General features: G+C 39.5%; 8 protein-coding genes and 1 pseudogene. 1 reads left to right on the top strand and 8 read right to left on the bottom strand.

The window, feature by feature from the left end; translation table 11 throughout:
• Positions 1-18: 18 nt before the first annotated feature.
• The 8 genes and pseudogenes from ABXT59_RS02530 to ABXT59_RS02495 all read right to left on the bottom strand — a co-directional run bounded on the left by ABXT59_RS02530 (position 19) and on the right by ABXT59_RS02495 (position 13,911).
• Positions 19-2,577, bottom strand: a complete 2,559-nt coding sequence (locus ABXT59_RS02530) for a tetratricopeptide repeat protein (RefSeq protein WP_443637488.1) — start codon at positions 2,575-2,577, stop codon at positions 19-21.
• A 305-nt stretch (positions 2,578-2,882) separates the two neighbouring features.
• A pseudogene (locus ABXT59_RS02525) lies at positions 2,883-3,072 on the bottom strand (integrase core domain-containing protein); the annotation flags it as partial.
• 310 nt (positions 3,073-3,382) lie between these two features.
• Entirely contained in the window at positions 3,383-5,773 is a 2,391-nt protein-coding gene (locus tag ABXT59_RS02520) for a tetratricopeptide repeat protein (protein WP_443637486.1), read from the bottom strand.
• Positions 5,774-6,443: 670 nt separating this feature from the next.
• A complete protein-coding gene (locus ABXT59_RS02515) occupies positions 6,444-8,201 on the bottom strand; it encodes a tetratricopeptide repeat protein (RefSeq protein WP_443637485.1) in 1,758 nt (585 codons plus the stop codon).
• A gap of 677 nt (positions 8,202-8,878) precedes the next feature.
• Entirely contained in the window at positions 8,879-11,044 is a 2,166-nt protein-coding gene (locus ABXT59_RS02510) for a tetratricopeptide repeat protein (protein ID WP_443637484.1), read from the bottom strand.
• Positions 11,045-11,204: 160 nt separating this feature from the next.
• Complete coding sequence (locus ABXT59_RS02505) at positions 11,205-11,429, bottom strand: hypothetical protein (protein ID WP_443637481.1); 225 nt, start codon at positions 11,427-11,429, stop codon at positions 11,205-11,207.
• A gap of 231 nt (positions 11,430-11,660) precedes the next feature.
• A complete protein-coding gene (locus ABXT59_RS02500; protein ID WP_443637482.1) occupies positions 11,661-13,526 on the bottom strand; it encodes a tetratricopeptide repeat protein in 1,866 nt (621 codons plus the stop codon).
• Positions 13,527-13,686: 160 nt separating this feature from the next.
• Positions 13,687-13,911, bottom strand: coding sequence for a hypothetical protein (locus ABXT59_RS02495; RefSeq protein WP_443637481.1), 225 nt, complete (start codon positions 13,909-13,911; stop codon positions 13,687-13,689).
• A 1,037-nt stretch (positions 13,912-14,948) separates the two neighbouring features.
• Between ABXT59_RS02495 and ABXT59_RS02490 the strand changes: the two genes are divergently transcribed.
• Positions 14,949-17,294, top strand: a complete 2,346-nt coding sequence (locus tag ABXT59_RS02490; protein WP_443637480.1) for a tetratricopeptide repeat protein — start codon at positions 14,949-14,951, stop codon at positions 17,292-17,294.
• Positions 17,295-17,297: the final 3 nt, after the last annotated feature.

Genomic DNA, 17,297 nt, shown 5'->3' with positions numbered 1-17,297 from the left:
CAATCTCATTTTCTAGGTTTAACACATTGTTTGGCTCGGCTTTAAATCAAAAGAAACAACAATTCTATCTCTATCTGTAGAGAAAGGGATAGTTCCATGATAGAGGGAGGATGGGAAAAGAATCATATCGCCTACCTCAGGGTTATGAATTATTTTTGGGGAATTTGGATCCGATCTATTTGAGCCCGCCACATTAAATATAATAGCACCCTCATTTTTATTCAGTGATGGAACGACTTTCAAATAAATGACACCACTTAACCAACCAGCTTGATGGATATGAAGGTTGTGATAGCCCTGTTCTTTCAGCATCATGTGCCACCCCATTATATTCTTTTCAGCAGGCCATTTTTCGATAAATGAACAGGACTCGTTTTTAAATTTTTCAAAGTAAGCGTCTATCTCGTTTAAAATAATCTCTTTTAGTGTCACAATATTGGAATTTGGATATCTAAATAAGTTACCAACAGTTTGAAATCCTCCACGACCAGATTGCTTAGGTGGCTGCCATACTGTTTGAATATTTTTCAAATCTTCGATAAGGTTTTTTATGAACGAATTTGAATTTTCCATCTTAGACGAAAGATTAGAGAAGTGTAAAAACTCTAGTGGTTTTCTGCAAAACCTATGTGCCGTATCTTTTTGTTGAGATTCGCCTATAAATGAAGCAAAAGCAGCAACCCTTAAATTCCCACCATCTAATTCCACCGTATCCTCAATTCTCTTATAAATCTCTTTAGTGTTTCCTATAGCATATAAGCATTCAAGAGCGAGACTTCTGGAAATTGGCGTATTGTAACTATCAAACAAACTTAAGGCTTTTTGAAATTCGCCTTGATCGAAAAACATAGAAGCCATACTCTTCGTGACTGATATTTCAAATGGCGCAAGTGATATGTATTTTTTGTAGCACATCTCAGCATCTTCAAATTTACCAAGAATTTGCAGTAAATTTCCCAAATGATCATAGGCTTCTGCGAAGTCGGGTTTCAATATGAGTGCTTGCCTGAAGCTTTCTTCTGCCTCATCTAGCCTGCCCCGTTCTTTAAGTATGACACCCAGGTTGTTGTGGGGTTCAGCAAAATCAGGTTTCAACGCTATTACTAGCTTATAGCCTGCTTCAGCCTCTTCTAATCTGCCCAATTCTTTAAGAGTGTTACCCAAGTTGTAGTGGGCTTCGGCAGAATCAGGCTTTAACGTTATCGCTTGCCTCAAGCTTGCTTCAGCCTCATCAAATCTGCCCAGTTCTTGAAGCGAGATACCCAAGTTGCTGTGAGCTTCGGCAATGTTTGGACTAATTTCTAATGCATTCTCAAAATGCTGCAAAGCAGACATCCAGTCTCCAGTATTTTTTGCTATAGAGCCAAGGTTGTTTGAAATTTCAGCTGACTTAGGATTGATAACTGATGCTTTTTCATATGCCTTTTTTGCTTTATCAATCTGTTCATCCTGTTGAAAAGCTGTTCCAAGATTTATCCACACATTAATATCTTCCGGCGCTATTTCAGCAGCCTTCTCAAGGATTGTTATCGCTTCAAAAACCCTTTTACCCTGTCTAAGAAATTCCCCTAAACTAACCATACAATTAACATCAGTTGGCTCAAGCTCATGTACTTTTTCACTTGCCTCTATTGCCCCAGAAAGATTTTTATTTTCGTAGTGCAGTGAGCCTAGTAATCTCCAAATCTGAGTTAAGTGAGGTTTAAGTGTGACGGCCATACCTGCATCAGCAATAGCCCCAATAATGTCGTTAGAATGCAATCGGATGAGCGCCCTTGTTGCATGCGCCTCAGCATGATTTGGATTAGATATTAAAACCTTTTCAGTTAAATCCAGAGCTTCCTGACTTCTCTGGTTAGCATTGAGACAAGCAGCCAAGACGAGCCAACTTTCTGGATTATTCTCCGAACAGTTATATCCAATTTTCGCCTTTTTCAAAGCTCCTTCGGGATTAGATTGCTTTAGTAATAATCTTGCCTGATTACGATAGATAGATGCTAATTCTGAATTAATTGATGCCGCTGTTAAAAGTGCTCGTTCCGCCTCAACATCTTTTTTATCGAGCAGGAGCACATGACACAGTAATGAAAACGCTTCTGCGTGGTTGGGTTGGCTTTCTATTAATTTTTGCAGCCATTCTTGTGCTTCTTGAAATTTACCAGCTTCACGAAATTTGATTGCAGGCGCGAGTTCATCAGAACTAGACTCTATACTAACAACGGATACGCTTAATTGCCCTTTTAAAGCATCAACCTTATCCCCAGCCAATCCCACCTTTCTGCCCTGTTCAAGAACTGCCTTAGCTACTTCCAGTTGGTTTTCTTTGATAAGCGCATCAATGTAGCTCAGCCAATACTGTTCTATCTTTGGATTGCTTTCGAGAGCAGTTTTAAATAACGGTAGTGCCGAGTCAGCTTTGTTAACTGATACTGCTAATACGCCGAGGTTATGGTTTGCGTCTGGATGCAAAGGCTGAGATTGCAAGATAGCTCGATATAAACGTTCCGCATCTTGAAGCTTGCCCTCTTTATGTGCTGCAACACCTTGCTGCAGTGCTTGTTCGATAGTCAGTTCCATTTAAAGCTCTTAATATCTGTTTTGGTAAATTTTGTAAGCGGGTGATGTAAAAATCTCCTACACTTAAAGATTTTATTAATTATCTGTGAGAGACTTTATATTATTTTTTAGAAATTAAGAAGGGCAGTCGCTACGCATACAAATCATATGATGTTATTTGCTATGGAAAAATGCAGTGAAGGTTTGTAATCCCCCCATTTTTAACATCAAGCAAAACTAGGGAGATTCTCAGTTATAGCAGCTGTCGAGGCGGAACCCCCGTCGATCGCTGAGTGTGGACGAGTATTATTATAGGTCCATTGCTACAGCGTTGCCAATAATTGTGCATGTTCAATGTCTTCAAAACAAATTTAGTTCAAGCAGCTCGTGCCGTGCCGTTCGATTAAATCGCTCAACATAGGCATTTTTTGTTGGTTTTCCAGGCTGAATATAAAGCAATGTAATCTGCTCTTTTATGGCCCAGTCAATAAGCTCATGACTTATGAATTCAGGACCGTAGTACCTTCGGCGTAGCTTTATTTAACAGTTCATCTCTACGAAAATTATTGCCGATCAACTCAATAATTTAGGAGAACGATATGCCCGATGTTAACACTACTCAGCATGTAACTGGCAAGTGGTTTACACTTTTGAAATGGCCTTGTGTATCGCACTGCGCATGATTAGGTGATCCGATTCGTAAACCACTTAAAAGTTACATTGAAGGATAGGTGCGTATTCAGTATTATGGAGTGTGCTGGTTGTGGTTGGAATACGAGCTGTACTTAAAGTTCTCACAGATTGGATGCTTGAAGATGTAATTCACTTAATTTTGTGGGAACTTTATTTTTAGTGGTTTTATCATGTTTGGATACGTATTGAATTCAGCCAGTACATTCCAGCGTTCAATTAAACCCGATCTAAGGTATAAATAAGAGCCTGATTTCATAAACTGCTCTGAGTCTAATTGTGTGCGTTCCATTATTGTTATTTCAAAGTCAAACATCCTATTTAACATCGGCCTTATCGCTTGTAGGTCTATTTTAAACTGTTTTACATTCTCCTCAATATAACCAAAACGCACACTAAATGGGTAGAAGAGGGTCCTTAATATAAATTGGTCGTCCTCAGAAAACACTGAACCTACTTTGCGCCTAATAACGCTAGTTCCAAACGGCTCCATTCCATCTTTTAAGTAGTCAGGGCTATCTGGGACGCCCCACCATTTTTTACCCTGTGCTGTCATCTCATAAAGACTTTCTGTCTCTTCAATGCCCATCCAATCGCACAACGCAGGAATGGTTTTTCTGGGAAATTCCTTTAAATCCTCAAGACGTACTCCAACAGACCTTTGTTTGTGATAAATAATATTATCTATTTCAAAGAGCATTATGATAATTTTAGTCGGAATGTCAGTATATTTATTGTTATGAAAGCTACTTCTAACCCAAGATTCACAAGCCTGTATCGGTTCACGGACCATCATGACCCAATTAGCATGAGGTGCTGACTGTACAAAATTAAGTTTTGCGAAGTTATCTGGGTTATGGATATGATAAAACATTAAGTTTTTAAGATTATGGTCTTTCAGAGCCTTATCGTAGGCCATGTGTACTAATTTAAAAAAAACATAAGCGTCAAGATGATCGTTTAGGTCCATAAGGCACTGTAGTTCCGCACGAAATGCGGCTTTGTCGACCCTAAGCACTTCGTGTCGTTGATCTCCAACATTTGCCATTCCTTCCTTTTGTCCCAGATAATTAATGTGCTGCTTACTTTTTGTTTGAATCGAACTTTGAGCGGAGGCATCGAATAGAACTTCGTAGGTTGCAATAAATCGATCTGCCATTTCGCTCCATCCACCTGAAGTTATCGTATCCCAGGTGGAATGATCAAAAAACTCACTGAAATAAATACTAGGCATCGTAGATACCTCTGGATGACCATCAATCAGGCTGTGCAGCAAGCCTGTGCCACTCCTTCCAAAATGGACTAGCGCCACTGTCTTATTAGGTCCAATGATCTGAGGAAAGGATTCTTTCGTCGTTACTTTTGGATTCCTGATGACTTTATTGTCAGCTTTACTTAGGAGACTGCACACTTCATTTAGAGCACTTTCAGCATTCCCCCCCCCTTGGTAAAGACTAAAACTCAAAACAGATTTTGCAATCTGAGCATACTTAGAACCTGCCTTCGGATTAATCGTTGAAAGGAGTTCCTCTATGTCAGTAGTCTGTAACTTCGTCGTTTGGAGTGGAAATGTCAGGTTACTCCATGCTTCAGCATAGTCAGGCTTAATCTTGATGGCCTGTTTGTAGCTTTTTATCGCAGCCTCCAAATCACCTTTACTATTCAGGGCATTCCCCATATTGTTATAGACTTTATCAAGGTAAGGATTGATCTTGAGAGCCTTTTTATAGCTACCTATTGCGGCCTCTAGGTCACCCTTATCATTGAGGGCAAGACCCATATTATTATTGGCCTCAGCAGAGTTAGGCATGATCTTTAAACCTTGCTTTAGGCTTATGATGGCAGCCTCTAGGTCACCCTTACTCCTCAGGGCCATACCTAAATTGACATGTGTTGAAAATGAATTAGGTTCAAGATTGAGAGCTTGTTTAAACCATTTTATGGCAGCATCAATTTGCATCAAACTCAGACTGGAACCACCAGCGATATTGCAAAGGTGGGCTGAATTCGGAAACTGTTCCAGCATTTGGCTAGATTCATACAAGGCTTGCTGCCACTGCCCTTGAGTGTAGAGCTTAACAATAGGCTGCAACTGTTTCGAGGGTGGCTTTTGCCTAGTTATTGTTGGGCTCTCCACTTTCAATTTATCTGGCGCAGTAATTTTCAATCCGTTTTCAGCGATTAGTCGCTCTAGCTTTTCAAATGACTCACCTTTGGCTCCTTTGCCTTTAGCCTGCTCAAGCACGGCTTTTGCATCAGCTATTCGATCTAGTTTTATCATAGTATCAATGTAGCTTAGCCAGTATTGACCTATACTGGGATTAGCTTCTAAGGCTGTTTTAAGGAATGGCAGTGCCTCTTGGGCCTTACCAACACTAACGGCCAATACTCCCATATTATGATTAGCATCAGGGTGTTTTGGCTGTGCCTTAAGTATGGCTGTATAAAGGCGGTCTGCTTCTTGAATCTGCCCAGCTTTATGGACTTTAACAGCTTTTTGAAGGGCTTCTTCTAATGTCAGTTTCATAATCATTTCATCTAAAATGTGAGGCGCAACTGTTCTTTAACGAACTAACGCAGGTAAATTCAAAAACGCTAATTGTTTGACTTGCATCAGTTCTATATGGTGCAACAGTAGTTGAGCCACTCAACCAGCTCGTAACAGTGAAATTAAGTTCATCCATATCCAAGCTGGCATGTTTAGCGGCAATTACCATTGTGTTTTCCTTAAATATCGTTGGGATAGTCTTGAGAAAATTACATTTCCCGACCTAGTAAGTGTCGATATTAACGTCTATCAAAGTGAGTCTAGGCTAGACTATCACCCTTATATATTCTCATCATTAATAGTTCATAGAAGCAAAATATAACCATGATTCTAGTGCTTATGGTAGGTTCGGTAGGCCACATTTTTTCGAAAGCCTAAATAGTGATGATCGAATTGTTTTTTCGTAATTCAAAAATAGTTTTTGCCTTACTGGAGATTCGTCTAAATTTCTAAGTAGGACGCTTTGCCGCGTTCTACTGTAGTTGTTTTACTTAATGTGCGTAAACTATTGCAAGTCTATTTTATTCAGTTCTAGAAAGCTAACTCAGCTTACGGATTTTAGCTTTTTTGGATTTAAGTAAGTCACGTAGCTTAGTGCTTGGCTTTTGTTGCATATCATGTCCTTCACTCTAAGGATCCTTTGGAGCAATCATTTTGGTTTAACATCAAATGCTAAAACAATGCGCTCTTCTTCTGCCTCAAATGGAATCGTGTAGTGTGTTAGGGATGCAGGAAATAAAACCAAGCTTCCGGTAACTACATTTATTATTTCTTTCACATTTATTCGAGTATCAGTTGCATCTATTTCTTCTCCTAAAGAAACAACTAAGTTGCCACTTTCAGCCTTTGATTTTGGAGGAACATTGATGTACAAACTCCCACTGAGCCATGCGTTACTATGGATGTGAGGCTTTAATTCACCACCACTTTTCATACTGATAAGCCAACCGTAAAGACTGTACTCAGTTGGCCATTTTTTTATCAAGCCATCTTTGCTATCTTTAAAGTTACTGCGATATTTCTCTATTTCTAATCGGATAGCTTTTTGAATTTGCTCTGTGAAACTATCCTTTATATCAAATAAATTTCCAGAAGTTTGGTAACCGTTAACAAGGAGGGGTTGTTTTCGATTCGATACCCTGTCCTCATTGAGGATGAATCTTGCCTTTCCGACAAAAATTTCTTCAAAATCATATTGAGTATTCATGTCAATATGTGAAACATATTGTAGTGGTTCCCTGCAAAATAGATTGGGCTTTTCCACCCCATATTTCAATGCGGAACGGCAAGTAAGTGAGCCAATAGTTGCGTTGGAAGTATCCTCGTTGATCAAGTAATCTAATTTATCAAAAAAAAGTGACTGTTTATCCAGTAGGTAAAAACACATTAATAGGCTGTTGTGGGCTTCGGCATAGTCAGACTTCAACGCGACCACTTTCTTATAGCTTGCTTCAGCCTCATCTAATCTACCTATTTCTTGGAGAATGATACCTAAGTTGTAGTGGACTACGAAAGAGTCAGGTTTCAACGCTATCGCCTGAGTGTAGCTTGCTTCAGCCTCATCTAATCTACCTAGTTCTTGGAGCGTGATACCCAAGTTGTTGTGGGCTTCTGCTAAGTCAGGTTTCAACGCTATCGCTTGCCTGCAGCTTGCTTCAGCCTCTTCCAATCTGCCCAGTTCTTGGAGCGTGTTACCCAAGTTGCTTTGAGCTTCAGCGTCTTGAGGCATTAATTGCACAGATTTTTGATTGGCAACTAATGACTCACTTATTCTTCCAGTTTGTTTGAGTAAAGCACCCAAAACTTTCCAGGCGAATTGATGACTGGGGAATTGTTGAGTAATAGATTTTGCTAACTTATCAGCATCGTCATACCGCCCATTTTCATAATGCTCTAAGAGGCTTTTTATTTCTGCCTCAGACGGACTGATAGCTTTTAAGTTTTGTTTTTTTGCCTTCTTCTGGTTTTTGTTTTCGGCTAATTTTTTTCGCTTTTCCGACAATATTAGACTTTTCTTTTGCATATTTAGTTTAGGCTCGTTTACCTCAGTTGTTGGTGTGATGTGAGTTTCGACAGCATCAACCTTATCCCGAACCAATCCCACCTTTTTACCCTGTTCAAGAACTGCGTTCGCATCATCAAACTGGTTAGCTTTGATTAGGGCATCAATGTAACTGAGCCAAAACTGTTCTATCTTTGGATTAGCCTCAAGAGCGGTTTTAAATAACGGCAGTGCCGCATCAGCTTTATTAACTGAGACTGCTAATATGCCTAGATTATGGTTAGCGTCTGGATGTAAAGGCTGAGATTGCAAGATAGCGCGATAAAGACGTTCAGCTTCTTGTAGCTTACCTTCTCGATGTGCAGCAACACCTTGCTGTAATGCTTGTTCAACCGTTAGTTCCATTAAATTCTCTTACACGAAGCTTCGTACATGTTGTAACTACCTGTTTTAACTTGTTATTGCATAGTTATTGCAACTTATTTTCCATTTTACTCAGTGTACTGATTTTTACAGGAGTCGGATAGAAAATTTTTTGACGTCTAAAATTAGCAGTATTCTCTCACTGTCATTTAACATCTTTTCCGAGTGTGATTATGCCAGTCAGTCAAAGTGTCATTCATAATTATACACAACTGAAACCGTGCATTAATGAGTAATTTTAAAACACTTTAGAAATACAAAGCGTTAATTCAAAAAAGATTAAATTGGAGATTCAAGTTTAATTGGATTTAACGCGCTTTGCTTTGCTGACAGATTTTTGGGGTTATTACTTGGAGGGGGTATACGCCTGCTCGGCAGATTAGGTTTCGGTATAGTTAGTAGAGGAATAGAAGGAGATGCATTACTACTAGTATTGCTTTTCACTTTACCCTTTTCCTTTGCCAGACTGGCTATTGGTTGAGTAGTTTTTCTAACACGTATACTCAGTCTATCACTCAAGTCACTTAACGCACTCATCAATTTTTTGAGCTAACTCAACTTGCGGATTTTAGCTTTTTTGGATTTAAGTAAGTCACGTAGCTTAGTGCTTGGCTTTTGTTGCATATCATGTCCTTCACTCTAAGGATCCTTTGGAGCAATCATTTTGATTTAACATCAAATGCTAAAACAATGCGCTCTTCTTCTGCCTCAAATGGAATCGTGTAGTGTGTTAGGGATGCAGGAAATAAAACCAAGCTTCCGGTAACTACATTTATTATTTCTTTCACATTTATTCGAGTATCAGTTGCATCTATTTCTTCTCCTAAAGAAACAACTAAGTTGCCACTTTCAGCCTTTGATTTTGGAGGAACATTGATGTACAAACTCCCACTGAGCCATCCGTTACTATGGATGTGAGGCTTTAATTCACCACCACTTTTCATGCTGATAAGCCAACTGTAAAGACTGTACTCAGTTGGCCATTTTTTTATCAAGCCATCTTTGCTATCTTTAAAGTTACTGCGATATTTCTCTATTTCTAATCGGATAGCTTTTTGAATTTGCTCTGTGAAACTATTCTTTATATCAAATAAATTTCCAGAAGTTTGGTAACCGTTAACAAGGAGGGGTTGTTTTCGATTCGATACCCTGTCCTCATTGAGGATGAATCTTGCCTTTCCGACAAAAATTTCTTCAAAATCATATTGAGTATTCATGTCAATATGTGAAACATATTGTAGTGGTTCCCTGCAAAATAGATTCGGCTTTTCCACCCCATATTTCAATGCGGAACGGCAAGTAAGTGAGCCAATAGTTGCGTTGGGAGTATCCTCATTGATCAAGTAATCTAATTTATCAAAAAAAAGTGACTGTTTATCCAGTAGGTAAAAACACATTAAAAGGCTGTTGTGGGCTTCAGCATAGTCAGGCTGCAACGCGATCACTTGTGCATAGCTTGCTTCGGCTTCATCTAATCTGCCCAGTTCTTGTAGAGTGGTGCCCAAGTTGTAGTGGGCTGCTGCATAATCAGGTTTCAACGATACTGCTTGTGTGTAGCTTACTTCAGCCTCATTAAATCTGCCCAGCTCTTGGAGCACGGTACCTAAGTGATTATGGGCTTCAGCGTAGTCAGGCTTCAGTACTATCGCTTGCTTGAGACTTGCTGCAGCCTCACCTAATCTGCCCAGCTCTTTGAGCGTGTTGCCCAAGTTATTATGGGCTTCTGCATAGCCAGAGTTCAACGCTATCGCTCGCGTGTAGATTGCTTCAGCCTCATCTAATCTACCCAGTTCTTTGAGCACGTTACCTAAGTTGCTGTAAGCTTGGGCATAGTCAGGTTTCAACGCTATCGCTCGCCTGTAGCTTGCTTCAGCCTCATCTAATCTACCCAGTTCTTGCAGCGTGTTACCCAAGTTGCTATGAGCTAGGGCATAGTCAGGTTTCAACACTGTCGCCTGCTTATAGCTTACTTCAGCCTCATTTAATCTGCCTAGTTCTTTGAGAGTGATACCTAAGTTATAATGGGCTGTGGCAAAGTCAGGTTTCAACACTATTGCTTGCGTGTAGCTTGCTTCAGCTTCATCGAATCTGCCCAGTTCTTGTAGAGTGGTGCCCAAGTTGTAGTGGGCTTCGGCGTCTTGTGGCACTAATTGCACAGATTTTTGATTGGCAACTAATGACTCACTTATTCTTCCAGTTTGTTTGAGTAAAGCACCCAAAACTTTCCAGGCGAATTGATGACTGGGGAATTGTTGAGTAATAGATTTTGCTAACTTATCAGCATCGTCATACCGCCCATTTTCATAATGCTCTAAGAGGCTTTTTATTTCTGCCTCAGACGGACTGATAGCTTTTAAGTTTTGTTTTTTTGCCTTCTTCTGATTTTTGTTTTCAGCTAGCTTGTTGCGCTTCTCCGACAATGTTAGGTTTTTCTTTTGCACAACTAATTTAGGCTCGTTTACTTGAGTTTTTAGGGTGAGCTGAGTTTCCAATGCATTTAATTTTTCTTGAGCTACATCCTGTTTTTTTGCCTGCTCAAGGACTTGCTTTGCTGCTTCAAACTGTTGCTCTTTAATAAGAGCATCAATGTAGCTAAGCCAAAACTGTTCAATCTTTGGATTGGCTTCAAGAGCAGTTTTAAATAACGATAATGCCACATCAGCTTTATTCACTGATACTGCTATTACCCCCAAGTTATGATTGGCATCAGGATGTTCTGGTTGTGTTTGCAAGATAGCACGATAAAAGCGTTCAGCATCTTCTAGCTTACCTTCTTTATGTGCTGCAATTCCTTGCTGTAGTGCTTGTTTGATAGTCAGTTCCATTGAAAGCTCTTAAGATCTGTTTTGGTCAATTTTGTAAGTACGTGCTGTAAAAATTTCTTACACCTAAAAATTTTACTAATTATCTTTGGGAAATTCTATATTAATTTTTACAAATTAAGAAGAACAGTCGCTCCACATACAAATCATTTGTTGTTATTTGCTATGGAAAAATGCCCTTAACAACATTAGCCATGCCACTAGTTGCTGTCTTCTTTTTACGTGTCACTAATACTGATATTGTGCGCCGTTCACTGGCCATATCAGCCAACTTTTCATCCACTTTACTGTGTACTATTAAGCCAAGTTTCTTTACCACTTTATGGTTGCTTAACTTTACACTGGCAGTTTCAGCAAGATTAAACTCTTCGTATACGGCAAAAGCCATCTACATATTTTCAACTTTCACAGGCGGACTTGGCATTTATCGTGCGTTACTTCGATTAGGGTTTCGAGTTTGCCTGCCTTTTTCAAACGTCATTTCCATGCCAAATATACGTTCTACAGCTGCTTTTTCACTGCGGGTGCGTAGGCTTTTGCGAGCCTATTTCGTTCGGTTTTGGAAAGTTCACTTGGCTTGTGAGTTTTAACTTTGTTCCTTTAAAGTAAGTCTCACAATTTAGTGTTTGGCTGCTTCTGGAATTAAGTCGAACGAAACAATAATTCTATCCGCATCTGTTGAGAAAGGAATAGTCTTGTGATGGAGCGACGAAGGGAAAAAAACTATATCTCCTACTTCTGGTTGAAATATTAAGCTCGGGGAGTTAACGTTGTGGTAATGTTTGCCATTTAAACTGAATTTAATGGCACCTTCATCTTTTCCTAGCGATGGAACAACTTTTAAATAAATTACTCCACTTAACCATCCGGTAGTATGAATATGTGGGATCTGATATCCTTGTTGCTTTAAAACAACATGCCAACCCCAAAGATTATTTCTTGAAGGCCATTTTTTTATATAAGAGCAAGATTGATTTCTAAATTTTAAATAGTAAGCATCTAGCTCATCAATAATAATTGACTTAAGTTGTGCAATTTTCCCCGACGGACTTTTAAATAAATTCCTAGCAACAACTGTTTGAAAACCACCGGTAGTAGATTTTCCCATAGGCTCCCAAATAGTTTTTACCTTAACAAGCTCCTTAACTAGTTCTGTTATATATGCATTAGAATCTTTGAGGTTAGATGATAGATTAGAAAAATGCATAAAGTCCATCGGGTTAGAACAAAATTTATATGCGTTATGTTTTTTCTCCGATGCTGCAAAAAATGTGGTGAAAGCTGCAATACTTATATTGTCACTATTGATTTTAGATTGAATCTCAATTCTTTTATAAATCTCTTCTGTTCTTCCTAAAGCATACAGCGTTATTAAATCAAGTCCTCCAGCATTTTTGGAAGTGCATAAGTCGGCATTTTTTAGTGCCGCTTCGTATCGTTTGTTTTCGAATAATAATATCCACCTATTATACAATGCATCGTAGTAATCAGGCTGCAGGAGTATGGCTTGACTGTAGCTTGTTTCAGACGCTTCTAATCTACCCAGCTCTTTAAGTGTGTTCCCCAAGTTGTTGTGTGCTTCGGCATAATCAGGTTTGAACGCGATTGCTTGCGTATAGCTTGCTACAGCCTCGTCCAATCTGCCCAATTCTTGTAGCGTGTTCCCTAAGTTGCTGTGGGCTTCGGCATAGTCAGGCTGCAGCAGTATCGCTTGGCTGTAGCTTGTTTCAGCGGCTTCTAATCTACCCAGTTCACTATATGTGTTACCCAAGTTATTGTGTGCTTCGGCTAAGTCAGGTTTGAACGCGATTGCTTGTGTATAGCTTGCTTCAGCGTCTTCTAGTCTACCCAATTCTTTTAGAGTGACTCCTAAGTTGTTGTGTGCGTCCGCATCTTGAGGACGTAGTGCCACTGCGGTCTGGAAAGCATTTACAGCTTCAGAATTCCTTCCAGATTGCCCCAATATTGCGCCCAGCAATGTCCAGGCAAGCTGATATGTGGGAAATTCTCGAGTTGTCGATATCGCTAACTTTTCAGCGTCATCAAATCGCCCGTTCTGATAGTGTTCTAACATAGTATTGAGTTGTGCCTGAGACGGGCTTTTATTGCCAATCTTTTCTTTTTCATTTATGAAGGCTAAATGTCCTTCTAGGACATTTAATTTTTCTTCCGCCATTCCTTGATTTTTTGCCTGCTCAAGGACTTGCTTTGCTGCTTCAAACTGTTGCTCTTTAATAAGAGCATCAATGTAGCTAAGCCAAAACTGTTCAATCTTTGGATTGGCTTCAAGAGCAGTTTTAAATAACGATAATGCCACATCAGCTTTATTCACTGATACTGCTATTACCCCCAAGTTATGATTGGCATCAGGATGTTCTGGTTGTGTTTGCAAGATAGCACGATAAAAGCGTTCAGCATCTTCTAGCTTACCTTCTTTATGTGCTGCAATTCCTTGCTGTAGTGCTTGTTTGATAGTCAGTTCCATTGAAAGCTCTTAAGATCTGTTTTGGTCAATTTTGTAAGTACGTGCTGTAAAAATTTCTTACACCTAAAAATTTTACTAATTATCTTTGGGAAATTCTATATTAATTTTTACAAATTAAGAAGAACAGTCGCTCCACATACAAATCATTTGTTGTTATTTGCTATGGAAAAATGCCCTTAACAACATTAGCCATGCCACTAGTTGCTGTCTTCTTTTTACGTGTCACTAATACTGATATTGTGCGCCGTTCACTGGCCATATCAGCCAACTTTTCATCCACTTTACTGTGTACTATTAAGCCAAGTTTCTTTACCACTTTATGGTTGCTTAACTTTACACTGGCAGTTTCAGCAAGATTAAACTCTTCGTATACGGCAAAAGCCATCTACATATTTTCAACTTTCACAGGCGGACTTGGCATTTATCGTGCGTTACTTCGATTAGGGTTTCGAGTTTGCCTGCCTTTTTCAAACGTCATTTCCATGCCAAATATACGTTCTACAGCTGCTTTTTCACTGCGGGTGCGTAGGCTTTTGCGAGCCTATTTCGTTCGGTTTTGGAAAGTTCACTTGGCTTCTGTTGCATATTTGGCAATACTCTTTAACAAATGTTAAATACCAATTAAAACGTTACTGCGACTTGTTTTGTGAAAAATAATCTGGCTATCACTTTATAGCTAAAGTGTTGTTTTAGTATGATGGGTATTAAAGTGAGTATTTTTTACTAATAAATAACTAATTTTTTTAAAACAATAGGTTTCGTCTAGTTGATGATGCTCGGAAACAACCAATCTTACAGTTCCTCCCCTTTGAGTGACACTAAAACCCTTTGTTCTGGAAGCCTTTGAGCCAAACTCCTGGCTTTTAGCGAGGTCAATTTTGTTTTAAACTACCACAGTTAAATACCCAGCATTTAACCCTCCTCATAAGCCCAAACACAGGCACTTTTCACATAAAACCCTTACCATGCCACCACTAAAATATCCCATATAAGGCCCCTAATAGTGCTTGTGATGGCGTTATAATTAACTAATGCCACCAGATACTCAAAAGGCTTCTTATCTCACTCTGAATAGCACTTGCGGAGCACACAGGCATGCTTTAGGGGGCATGAGCCATAGGGTTTACCTATGTTATTATTTATATTCAACTACACAGATATGGTGCTCTACTTTTGTAGACCACTTACTAGTTAGACTGGGGTATAGGTTCTGTATTCAGCGGTATGGCGTGTTTGTTGTGGGAGAATACAAACTGCACTGGAGGTAAGAAGGTAAGGTATTAGAAAATTACTAAGTAATACAAGTGCTCTATTACATGAGAAATATTTCAAGTGTGTGTATGGCAATTAAAGAGTACGTTAATGCTATTAAGCTAATTATAATGATATTATTGCTCTAAGGAATACATCACGGTTTAAATCATGGAACTGACGTTGGGCCAGGCACTTCAGAAAGCAGTTGAAGCTCATAAAGCTGGGCAAATTCAAGAAGCAGACTGCCTCTATACAGCCATACTTAAGGCACAGCCTAAACATCCTGATGCTAATCACAATATGGGAGTATTGGCCGTTAGTGTTGGTAAGGTCCAAGAGGCACTTCCTTTCTTTAAAACAGCCATAACAGCTAATCCCAGTATAGGTCAATTCTGGCTAAGCTTTATTGATGCCTTGATTCAGTCAGACGAAGTTGTTGATGCTAAAGCTGTGCTTGATGAAGCTAAGGGTAAGGGAATCAAAGGTGAGGTTCTTGACCAGTTGGAGCAAAGGCTTAATGCACTAATTGAAGTCTCTATAGACCCACCACAAGACCAGTTAAATAGTTTGATTAACCTCTACCAGCAAGGGCAACTCCAACAGGCTTTGGCCAGCACTAAGCAATTTCTGAAACAGTTTCCTAATTCAATGACTCTGTATAATATTCAAGGCGTTGCTAGTGCAGGGTTGGGTCAATTTGATGCTGCCATAGACAGCTACAAACAGGCTCTAAAAATCAAGCCTGACTACGCTAAGGCCTATCTTAATATGGGTACTGCCTTGCAGAATAAGGGTGATCTAAATGCTGCAATAGACAGCTATAAACAGGCTCTAAAGATCAAGCCTGACTTTGCTGAGGTTTATAGTAATATGGGTAATGCCCTGAGTGACAAGGGAGACCTAGATGCCGCAATAAACAGCTATCAACAGGCTATAAAGATCAAGCCTGACTCTGCTGAGATCTATATTAATATAGGTAGTTCCCTAAAGAATAAGGGTGATCTTAAGGCAGCTATAGACAGCTTCAAACAGGCTTTAAAGATTAAGCCTGACTCGCCTGCAGCATGGAATAATCTGTTATTTCCACTCCAAGCAATGAAGTTACAGACTCCTGACATTGAGAAACTCCTTTCAACCATTATTCCGAAGGCCGGTTCTAAGTATGCTCAGATTGCAAAATCTGTTTTGAGTTTTAGTCTGCACCAAGGGGGGGGGAATGCTGAAAGTGCTTTAAATGAAGTGTGCAGTCTCCTAAGCAAAGCGGACAATACAGTCATCAGAAATCCAAGAGTAACGGCGAAAGAATCTCTTCCTCAGATTACTGGACCTAATAAGACAGTGGCGCTAGTCCATTTTGGAAGGAGTGGCACAGGCTTGCTGCACAGCCTTATTGATGGTCACCCAGAAGTATCTACGATGCCGAGTATTTATTTCAGTGAATTCTTTAATAAAACCACCTGGGATAAAATAGTGTCAGGTGGATGGAGCAAGATGGTAGATCACTTTATTGCCAACTACGAGGTCTTATTTGATGCTTCAGTTCAAAACCCAGTTGAATCCATAAGTTCAAAGTTTATTGCTAATTTGGGTCAAAAGGAAGGAATGGCAAATGTTGGAGATCAACAAAACGAAGTGCTTAGGGTCGACAAGGCCTTATTTCGTGCGGAACTACAGCGCCTTATGGACGTTCATGATCATCTTGACACTTTTGGCTTCTTTACATTAGTTCACAAAGCCTATGATAAGGTTCTGAACGATTTTAATCATAAACACCTAATGTTCTATCATATTCATAATCCAAGCAGGCACACAAAGCTTAATTTTGTTCAGGCAGCACCCAATGCCAATTGGGTCATGATGGTCCGAGAACCATTACAAGCTTGTGAATCTTGGATCAGAGGTCACCTTGATAACAATGAATATACTGACATTCTGACTAAAATCATCACAATGCTCTTTGCAGTAGATAATATTATTTATCACAAACAAAGGTCTGTTGGAGTACGTCTTGAGGATTTAAAGGAATTTCCTAGAAAAACCATTCCAGCGTTGTGCGATTGGATGGGCATTGAAGAGATGGAAAGTCTTTATGAGATGACAGCACAGGGTAAAAAATGGTGGGGCGACCCAGAAAGCCCTGACTACTTAAAAGATGGCATGGAGCCGTTTGGAACCACTGCTATTAGGCGCAAAGTAGGTTCAGTGTTTTCTGAGGACGACCAATTTATATTGCGTACCCTCTTCCACCCATTTAGTGTGCGTTTTGGTTATATTGAGGAGAATGCAGAACAGTTTAAAATAGACCTGCAAGCGATAAGGCCGATGTTAGATAAGTTGTTTGACTTTGAAATAAAAATAATAGAACAGACACAGGCAGACTCAGAGCAGTTTATAAAATCAGGCTCTTATTTATACCTTAGATCGGGCTTGATCGAACGCTGGAATGTACTGGCTGAATTCAATACGTATCCAAACATGATAAAACCACTAAAAATAAAGTTCCCACAAAATTAAGTG

Origin of the sequence: Candidatus Njordibacter sp. Uisw_058, assembly GCF_047730065.1 — a bacterium.
In the GTDB taxonomy this organism is placed as follows: Bacteria; Pseudomonadota; Gammaproteobacteria; order Pseudomonadales; family Balneatricaceae; genus Njordibacter.
Note: the sequence above shows the minus strand (reverse complement) of the source record. Positions and strands in the feature narration are given on the sequence as shown.